This window comes from Turicimonas muris, from assembly GCF_002221595.1.
GTDB classification, from domain to species: domain Bacteria; phylum Pseudomonadota; class Gammaproteobacteria; order Burkholderiales; family Burkholderiaceae_F; genus Turicimonas; species Turicimonas muris.
Genome location: NZ_NHMP01000005.1, coordinates 175,124 through 184,151 on the forward strand (window position 1 = coordinate 175,124; position 9,028 = coordinate 184,151).

General features: G+C 45.5%; 7 protein-coding genes. 3 read left to right on the plus strand and 4 right to left on the minus strand.

The features are described 5' to 3' along the window. Nucleotides 1-24: 24 nt before the first annotated feature. Entirely contained in the window at nucleotides 25-921 is an 897-nt protein-coding gene (locus ADH67_RS09395) for an alpha/beta fold hydrolase (RefSeq protein ID WP_066594507.1), read from the plus strand. Here the strand turns inward: ADH67_RS09395 and def are convergent, their stop codons facing one another. Further along, nucleotides 922-1,452, minus strand: coding sequence for a peptide deformylase (gene def / locus ADH67_RS09400; protein ID WP_066594509.1), 531 nt, complete (start codon nucleotides 1,450-1,452; stop codon nucleotides 922-924). 262 nt (nucleotides 1,453-1,714) lie between these two features. On the opposite strand from def, the gene ADH67_RS09405 reads away from it, so the two are divergent. After that, nucleotides 1,715-4,243, plus strand: a complete 2,529-nt coding sequence (locus ADH67_RS09405; protein ID WP_066594511.1) for a DNA topoisomerase III — start codon at nucleotides 1,715-1,717, stop codon at nucleotides 4,241-4,243. A 135-nt stretch (nucleotides 4,244-4,378) separates the two neighbouring features. Continuing rightward, a complete protein-coding gene (locus tag ADH67_RS09410; protein WP_066594512.1) occupies nucleotides 4,379-5,974 on the plus strand; it encodes an AAA family ATPase in 1,596 nt (531 codons plus the stop codon). A gap of 154 nt (nucleotides 5,975-6,128) precedes the next feature. On the opposite strand, the gene paeA is transcribed toward ADH67_RS09410, so the two are convergent. The 3 genes from paeA to ADH67_RS09425 form a co-directional block, all read right to left on the minus strand. Continuing rightward, complete coding sequence (paeA, locus tag ADH67_RS09415) at nucleotides 6,129-7,451, minus strand: polyamine export protein PaeA (RefSeq protein WP_066594513.1); 1,323 nt, start codon at nucleotides 7,449-7,451, stop codon at nucleotides 6,129-6,131. A 61-nt stretch (nucleotides 7,452-7,512) separates the two neighbouring features. Further along, a complete protein-coding gene (locus tag ADH67_RS09420; protein ID WP_066594514.1) occupies nucleotides 7,513-7,821 on the minus strand; it encodes a hypothetical protein in 309 nt (102 codons plus the stop codon). Between the two features lie 12 nt (nucleotides 7,822-7,833). Beyond that, a complete protein-coding gene (locus ADH67_RS09425) occupies nucleotides 7,834-8,820 on the minus strand; it encodes a DnaJ C-terminal domain-containing protein (RefSeq protein ID WP_236578575.1) in 987 nt (328 codons plus the stop codon). Nucleotides 8,821-9,028 lie beyond the last annotated feature (208 nt).

Consider the following 9,028-nt stretch of genomic DNA (forward strand, 5'->3'; position numbering starts at 1 on the left):
TATGGCTCGATTTGGATTACTTTCATGCCGGTTGCTAAATTAAAAAACGTTACTTTGTCATACCACGAGTACGGAGATAAGCACCTTCCCACAGTCGTCCTGATTATGGGGCTCGGCATGAGTGAGCATTCTTGGCCGAAAGAACTTTTGCGCCTATTAGTCAAAAAAGGACTTCGAGTCATTACCTTTGATAATAGAGACGTTGGTCACTCGCAATATTTCCCAACCGATAAGAATTTTCAATCCGTTCCAATTGCCATCGGCAGAGCGTTATTAAGGCTTCCTGTCAAAGCCCCTTATAAATTAGAGAACATGGCTTTGGATTTGGTTGAGCTGCTGGACTATTTGAAGATTGATTCGGCCCACTTGGTCGGTGTCTCTATGGGAGGGATGATTGCACAGGTAACGGCAACCATTCGTCCGTCCCGCGTGAAATCTTTGACCTCCATTATGTCGGCTTCCGGAAACCCTAGAACCGGAACAGGCAAGGTTAAAGCCATTTACTCTTTGTTTATGCATCCGGAACAACCTGATAACCCGGAGAAGCTCTTCGAGCATTTCTGCCGCGTATTCAATACTCTTAAAAGTCCTAAATATGAATATCCGCGTGAAGAACAAGAAAAACTCCTGCGAGACTCCAGCCAAATTCCTTTTGACTCGAAGGGAGCGGAAAGGCAGCTTTTGGCCATTTTAGCCAGCGGAGACAGATCAGCTCAGTTGTCACGCCTCAGTACTCCAACCTTAGTCATTCACGGCGAGGATGATCCTTTGCTGCCGCTGAGCGCAGGTAAAGAGGTGGCCGACCTTATTCCGAACGCAAAATTAAAGGTCATGCCTTTGATGGGCCATGACCTTCCTCCGATACACTACGAAGAGATTTCTTCTGCCATCGCCAAACATGTTTGGGATGCAGAGAACTGATTAATCTTCTTTGTGTTTAGCCGCTTTAGCTTCTTCGGCTCTTTGTTTTCTGATTTTTGTGCAGATACGGCTGCGCTTGAGCAAACTCAAGTGATCAACAAATACGATACCGTTCAAATGATCCATTTCATGCTGAACACAAACGGCAAGCAAGCCGTCGCAAGCCATTTCAAAAGTATTGCCGTCCAAATCCTGAGCTCTGACAACGACCTCAGCCGGTCTTTTAACTTTGTCGTAAATACCGGGCAAAGACAAGCAGCCCTCTTCCCAAGGTTTTAACTCTTCGCTTGCTGAGACGATTTCCGGGTTAATCAAAACCTTCAAATCGTTTTTCTCTTCCGTAATATCAATAACGATCAGACGAATGTGCTTATCAACCTGGGTGGCTGCAAGACCAACACCGGGAGCTTTGTACATTGTTTCTGCCATATCGGCAGCTAATTTTTTCAGTTCCTCATTGAATTCCGTGACGGTAGCGGCTTTCGTTTTAAGACGCTCATCCGGATATTTAAGAATAGGAAGTATTGCCATTAAAGGCCTCCATAATATTTTTCTCGAGATCATACTAGGTACGAGATAGAAAAAATCTTTGATCTGCCTCTATTAAGCAAAAAAAGCCTTTCTTCGTCCGCCAAGAAAAAAGATCTAATCAGAAAAAGAAGAATTCTTGCAAACAATCACACCTCCTAAATTTCGTGACTTAATTAAGAGTTATGGGTTTGGGGAATTTTCGACAACTCTTTGAAAAGGTGCTAATTTAGAAAAAAGAAACCACATTTATGCAGGATAAAAGATGGGCAAGACATTGGTTATCGCGGAAAAACCCTCCGTAGCGACTGACATTGCAAAAACCTTAGGCGGCCTCAAAAAGGTCACCGATTATTATGAAGGCGACGAATACATCGTCGCCTCTGCAGTCGGTCATTTATTGGAGATCAAGGCTCCTGAAGAGTATGAAGTCAAACGAGGAAAATGGAGTTTTGCGCATCTTCCTGTAATTCCGCCTCACTTTGAACTTCAGCCCATAAAGAAATCCGAAGCCAAGCTCAAAACACTCTCCAAATTAATTAAGAGAAGAGATGTAGACAAAATTGTCAATGCATGCGATGCAGGACGAGAAGGCGAACTCATTTTCCGTTACATCATTGAAGCAGTAAAGACTAAAAAACCGACCGAAAGACTTTGGCTTCAATCCATGACCAAAGAAGCCATCCGCACGGCTTTCCATCACTTACGTACAGCCGCAGAAATGCAGCCTTTAGCAGACGCTGCTAAGAGCCGCTCTGAAGCAGACTGGCTTGTCGGCATCAACGGCACACGCGCCATGACCGCTTTCAACAGCAAGGACGGCGGTTTCTTCTTAACTACCGTCGGCCGTGTGCAGACTCCGACTCTGGCTCTGGTCGTCAAACGTGAAAACCAAATCAGAAGCTTCATTCCTAAAGATTATTGGGAAGTTCATGCTGACTTCGGCGTTCAGTCAGGCTCTTATCACGGTAAGTATTTTGACCCTAACTTTAAGAAAGGCGATGACAACACATTAAAAGCGGATCGCCTATGGAATGCGGAAGAAGCACAGAAAATCGTCAATGCCTGTCAGGGCAAGACCGGTGTCGTAACCGAAACTTTCAAGCCTTCAACAACCAGCTGTCCGCTCTTATATGATTTGACCACTCTGCAAAGAGAAGCAAACCAGCGATTCGGATTCTCTGCTAAGACAACCTTAGCTATTGCTCAGGCTCTTTATGAAAAACATAAAGTGTTGACCTACCCAAGAACAGATGCCCGTGCTCTTCCGGAAGACTACATCCCTTCCGTCAAAGAAATCATGCACATGCTGGTGGAGTCTCCTTGGGGACAATTTGCAAAAGAAGTTCTGAAGAACAACTGGGTCACGTTCAATAAGAAGATCTTCAACAACGCCAAGATCAGCGACCACTTTGCAATTATTCCGACAACACAGAAAGTTCCTGCTTCTTTAAGCGAAGCCGAACAGAAGATTTATGACTTAGTGGTCAAGAGATTCTTAGCCATTTTCTTCCCGCCAGCACAGTTCAAGAACATTACCCGCATCACCGATGTAGAAAAGTACTCTTTCCTCTCTGAAGGAAAAGTATTAGAAAGCCCGGGCTGGTTAGCCGTTTATGGTAAAGGCGCGGATGCCGTCGGACAGGAAGTGATGGTTCCGATTCAACAGAATGAACCTGCTGCCGTCGAGCACATTGAATCTCAGCAGCTCGCTACAAAACCGCCTGCCAGATACACTGAAGCGACTCTCTTGAGCGCAATGGAAAACGCCGGCAAAGAAATCCAAGAAGCAGAGCTTCGCGACGCGATGCGTGAAAAAGGCATCGGTACGCCGGCTACACGAGCCGCTATTATCGAAGGGCTGGTTCTGCAAAGCTATATGATCCGCGAGGGCCGCGAACTTGTTCCGACAGCGAAAGCTCAGCAGCTCTTAACGCTGCTTCACGGCTTAAACATCAACGTCTTATCTGAAGCCGAACTCACCGGTGAATGGGAATATCAACTGTCCCAGATCGAAAAAGGAAAACTTTCCCGCAATGAATTCATGAAGGGCATTGCTGAGTTGACAACGCAGATCGTTGATAAAGCGAAGAGCTATGGGGCTGACACCGTACCTATTGAACAACCGATGCTGCTTCATGCTAAATGTCCCAAGTGCCACTCACCGATGGTTGAACATTACAAGCGTTTCGCCTGCTCTCACTGTGATTACAGCATTACTAAACATCCGGGCGGACGCATGCTGGAAGCCAAAGAAGTTGATGAACTCTTTGAAAAAGGAAGCATCGGACCTCTCGACGGATTTATCAGCAAGATGGGACGTCCTTTCTCTGCCGTTCTTAAACTTGGTCCGGCCCCTGATTACAAGCTTGATTTTGATTTCGGCAACAAAGAAGAGGACGAACCTAAGACACCGGTCGACATCAATTCCCTTCCGGTCATCGGAAAATGTCCCGTCTGCGGCAAGAGAGTATTAGAAACCGAAACTGCCTACGCCTGCGAAGATGCCCTGAATCCTGAAGCTAAGAAGAAATGCACTTTCAGAAGCGGAAAGGTTATTCTTCAGCAGCCGATTGACGAAGCTCAGATGAAGAAGCTATTAGAGACAGGTAGCACTGATCTTCTAACCGCCTTTGTCTCCAATAGAACTAAACGTCCGTTCTCTGCCTTCTTGGTTTTAGAAAAAGGCGGCAAAGTCGGCTTCAAGTTTGAAGAAAAGAAACCGAGAGCTGCCGGAACCGGTGCCAAGAGAACAACAACCGCACGGAAAACCTCGGCCGGCAAAGAGGCTTAAGAGAATCTGTGTCAGCCTCTTTGGCTCCTGAGCTATCAAAAGGACAGATAATATAAAGTGTCATAAGTGCGGCCATAAAAGCCGCTCTTAGACCTGTTCTTCTAAGGAAATCCTACGCTAACAAAGCGGAGAAAAATGAGAAAAGACACGTTGCAAGACTTACCTTTGGGCACATCCTCTTTTGAGGCGCTCAGAGAAGCCGGGGAAATATACGTGGACAAAACTGATTTCATTTTTCGGCTTGCATCCAAAAGAAGAAAACTGTTTTTAACCCGGCCAAGGAGATTTGGAAAGTCTCTGTTAATCTCTACATTGGAGTCTTTATTTAAAAATGGCCTGCAATACTTCCGGAATCTGAAAATTGAAAAACTATGGAAAGATGAGCGAACCTATAACGTAGTCCGGCTAGACTTTTCAGAAATACGTGACTTTCGCTCAAGCGACGAATTTGCCAAAAAACTCACCGCATTGATCGCAAGAAAATTTAATCCGGTGGGGCTGAAATATCAGATTAGTGAACTTTTTTCGATGTCGGACCAATTATCCGATTGCCTTGCCACTCTTCCTACAAACAGTTTGGTTCTCCTAATAGATGAGTATGACGCTCCTTTGACCGCCTGCTTGAACGACTTCAAATTATTTGATGAGGTGCGGCTTAAGCTTGCGAGTTTTTATGCAGCTCTCAAAGCGAATGAAGCGGCTTTTAGGTTTATTTTCATCACTGGAATCACTACGTTCAATAAAACCAGTATCTTTTCGGAACTCAACAATATCTCGGATATTTCTTTATCTCCAGAATACGGTACTTTACTTGGATATACGCACAACGAAGTAAAAGCATATTTTGCAGATTATTTAGTCCAATCGGCCACAATTGTGAAAGAGAAGGAAGAGAAGCTCTTTGCTGAGTTAGCTCGCCAATACGACGGCTTTTGTTTTGATAGAGATGCTTCTCAAAAAGTATTTGCTCCGTGGTCGCTTTTAAACTTTTTTGAAGATCCTCGGTCAGGTTTCGTAGATTACTGGTTTGAAAGCGGAGGCAAGCCCAACGTATTGCAAAAATATCTGCAGTCTCATTCTTTACGTAATCCGAAAGAATATGGCAAAGAAAAGACGGTTTCTATAAATGTCTTAAGCGGAGCATCTGATCCAAATAGCCTGTCTGATATTGGCTTACTGACACAAACCGGCTACTTAACCATTAAGAAGGTGGAAGGAGAAACGGTATATGTGGGATATCCCAACTCAGAAGTTAGGACCGCAATGGCTCAACTTTATATCGAACAGCTTCTTGCTGGAAAAACCTTGGAACAGGCAGGTGCTGATAGGATAGTTCATAGACTTGAGACAAAAGGCGCGGAATCAATCGTCTGCATGCTTAATCGTTTGTTTGCTTCGTTGGATTACGTGAATTATCCAGTCCGCAACGAGGCATCTTTACGTGCATTCATCCAGGTTTTCTTTTCAGGCGCAGGATTGGAACCTATCGTTGAACATCACAATGCTCACGGTCGAAGCGATTTAGAGGTTCGCGCAGGCGAAAAAGTTTGGTTATTCGAGCTCAAAGTTGCCAAAGAAGGAGAAAATTCGGAAAGACTGCTTCGTGAGGCCATAGAACAAATTAGAGAAAGGCGGTACGGATACTCACTTTTGGACAAAACTCTCATTAGAGTGGCTTTGGTCTTTAGCCTAGAGAAAAAAGAATTCATCCGTTGGAAAGCGTTTGCCTAAAGCTAAGCGTCCACAACTTAATCTCGACACAAAAACTCGACCGGTAAAAAGATCTAAGAAAATTACAGGAGACCGACTCCTAAAAGCAAAAACTGAAGCTGTTTCGGCTTCAGTTTTTGTTTGCGCTTGTTAAGTTCCAAGCTATTTCGTTTCGCTACTTCGCAGTTGCTCCTTCCGAAGGATGCTCTGCTTCATCAACTTTGGTCACAAGAATCTGGTCAATACGATTCCTTTCAACGTCGATAACTTCGAATTTATAGCCTTCATAAATGAACTTATCTGTCAGCTTCGGCACCTTGCGGAGCATATACATCATAAATCCGGCAACGGTTTCATAAGTTTCATCGTCAGGGAGCTGTCCGAAATCAAAAACTCTTTCAACGTCATCAATCGGAGTAGAACCGTCAATCAGCCATGAGCCGTCTTCTCTCTGAACGATCTGGGCTTCTTCCGGAGTCTGGACCAAATCGCCCATCACCGTACTCATAATATCGTTGAGAGTTATTACACCAACCGTAAGTGCGTACTCATTTACAACAACTGCAAAGTCTGCTCTCTTGTTCTTGAACATTTCCAAAACTTCAGAAAGAGACAAAGAGTCAGGAACCGCAGGAAGCGGGGCGATGAAATTTTCGTCCTTCAAAGAAAAGGAACGTCCTTCAATAACCCGGCGCAGAAGATCTTTGGAATCTACGTACCCGATAACATGATCGATGTCTCTGTCGCAGACAGGAAACTTGTTATGCGGGCTGTCTGCAATCTTCTTGCAGATGCTCTCGTAGGTTTCATTGAGCGTAAAGTAAACCACGAATTCACGTGCTGTCATGGCGCTTGGAACCAAACGGCTTTCCAAGTCCATCACGTTTTCAATAGCTGCTTGCTCACTCGGAGCGAGAACGCCTGCCGCACCTCCGGCTTCAACGGTAGCGACAATATCTTCTGATGTAAGTTTGTTATTGCTCTTTGTCGGCAGACCCAAGGTCTTCATGATGGCGTTGGATACCACCGTCAGCAGCCAAACCATCGGTTTGAGGATGGTTATCAGAAACAACATCGAGCGGATAAGACGCACAGATATTGATTCCGGCCTGCTCAGTCCCACTCTCTTCGGAATCAGGTCAGCAAACATAATGAACATGAAGGTGACCAGCACGAAGGAAGCAAGCCATGAAACTGTCGAAAGCATTTCAGGCGGACAAATCGGCGCCAATAACTTTTCGAAAACCGGAGTAAAAGTCGGCTCGCCTACGATACCGCCGAGAATGGCTACCGCATTGATGCCGATTTGAATAACAGAGAAGAAAGGTCCGGGTTTTTCTTGTAGTTTCAAAACCAAGCGGGCCCTTTCATCGCCCTGCTCTTCAAGCTGAGTTAGGCGGACTTTACGCGAGCCCGCCAGAGAGATTTCTGCAATAGCGAAATAACCGCCTGCAGCAACTAAAAGTAGTATTGCTATTATTCTTAGAGAGATGTCCACGATTTTCCTCTTAATCAGACGACATTATCTCAGATTGAGGAAAATACGCTAAATCGCTCAATCATAGATAAGGATTTGTCCTGTATATCTTTCTTATTTGTCTCCTCAACTCTTGGCTTTCACCGATGAAGTGAATCAAGAGAGCCAGTGAATTTGCGTCAAGCTGGAAGCTTTTCCTCAATCTTCCGGCTTTCTTAAAAACCACCACCGTGTTTGCCGGAAGAACCCCTTCTCGGAAAAATTCATCCAAAGCACCCAACTCTCTGAGCTCATTGAATACATCTGCCGGAATACCGCTCAATTTTTGGAGCTCATCGACATCCAATGTTTCGAAAGTGGTCTGAATCTGTGTAACTAATGCTTTACTCATATTCTTCGCTCCTTAAAGATCGGCCCGCGGATCAAATGTTGAAATCTCAGAGAGCTTCTTGTAGAGCTCTTTCTCTTCATCCGTCGGTTTCGGAGGAACCGCGATGGAAAGCACCAAGTAGAAGTCGCCCGGGTCACCCTTCTTATTCGGGAAGCCTTTACCGGCTAAGCGAATCTTCTGGCCGGCTCTGGCACCGGCCGGTACCTTCACGGATACCTTCTTGCCGGAAAGCATCGGAATAACGACTTCTGCACCGAGAACCGCTTCATACGGAGCAAGCGGAACTGACAAATAAACGTCGCGTCCTTCTACCTTGAAGCGACCGGATTCAATAATATTGATAGTGATATAAAGGTTGCCGTTTGAACCGCCGTTATAACCGAGACCGCCTTTGCCGGCCAAGCGCATCCTTTGTCCGTCAATTGTTCCGGCAGGAACCTTGATTTCCAATGTCTTAGTCACATGGCGAACAGTGCCGTCAGGCTGCTGTTCCGGTTCTCTCAAAGAGAGACTTACGGAAGTGCCGTTGAAAGCCTGTTCCGGTGTAATTTCCACGGCAGCTTCCAAATCTTCGCCAGCCATCGCTCTTTGTCGGGATGCTCTGGCGCCTCCCATGGAGCTAAACAAATCAGCGAAATCGAATCCTGCGCCGCCGAAATCAAAGCCTGAAGCACCTCCTTCCCCGAAACCGCCAAAGCCGCCCCAACCCGGAGGAGGCTCAAAATTGCTTCCTTCTCGTCTTTGTCCGAGCTGGTCATACGCTGCTTTTTTCTCAGGATCGGAGAGGGTTTGATAGGCTTCGTTTACGTCTTTAAATTTAGCCTCGGCATCTTTTTCTTTAGATACGTCAGGGTGATACTTGTGTGCCAATTTTCTGAAGGCCTTTTTAATATCAGCCTCGGAGGCATCTCTTTCTACGCCCAAGATCTTGTAATAGTCTTTGTATTCCATAATGACAAATCCCTTATAAGTCTTGCTAGTTTGTTCTTTTTTAGCCATTTATGGCTTCTGCCTCGCTAAAAATGGGCCTATGGGTGAAACTGAATTCTTGAAGAGGCGTGTGAGGTTTAACAAACGCGCATTGACATCCTCCTCTTCGTGAACGAAGAGGATTCCCTACCACCACTACAACAGCCGTAGCCTATTGTTGTAGAAGGTCTCGTTGGGTTCCTGCTGACAACGGCCTTACTGCACCGTTCATTTCACA

Coding starts and splice junctions, on each gene's coding strand:
- def (WP_066594509.1), bottom strand. CDS start 1,452: ATGGCAATACTTCCTATTCTTAAATATCCGGATGAGCGTCTTAAAACG.
- ADH67_RS09405 (WP_066594511.1), top strand. CDS start 1,715: ATGGGCAAGACATTGGTTATCGCGGAAAAACCCTCCGTAGCGACTGAC.
- ADH67_RS09410 (WP_066594512.1), top strand. CDS start 4,379: ATGAGAAAAGACACGTTGCAAGACTTACCTTTGGGCACATCCTCTTTT.
- ADH67_RS09395 (WP_066594507.1), top strand. CDS start 25: ATGCCGGTTGCTAAATTAAAAAACGTTACTTTGTCATACCACGAGTAC.
- ADH67_RS09420 (WP_066594514.1), bottom strand. CDS start 7,821: ATGAGTAAAGCATTAGTTACACAGATTCAGACCACTTTCGAAACATTG.
- ADH67_RS09425 (WP_236578575.1), bottom strand. CDS start 8,820: ATGGCTAAAAAAGAACAAACTAGCAAGACTTATAAGGGATTTGTCATT.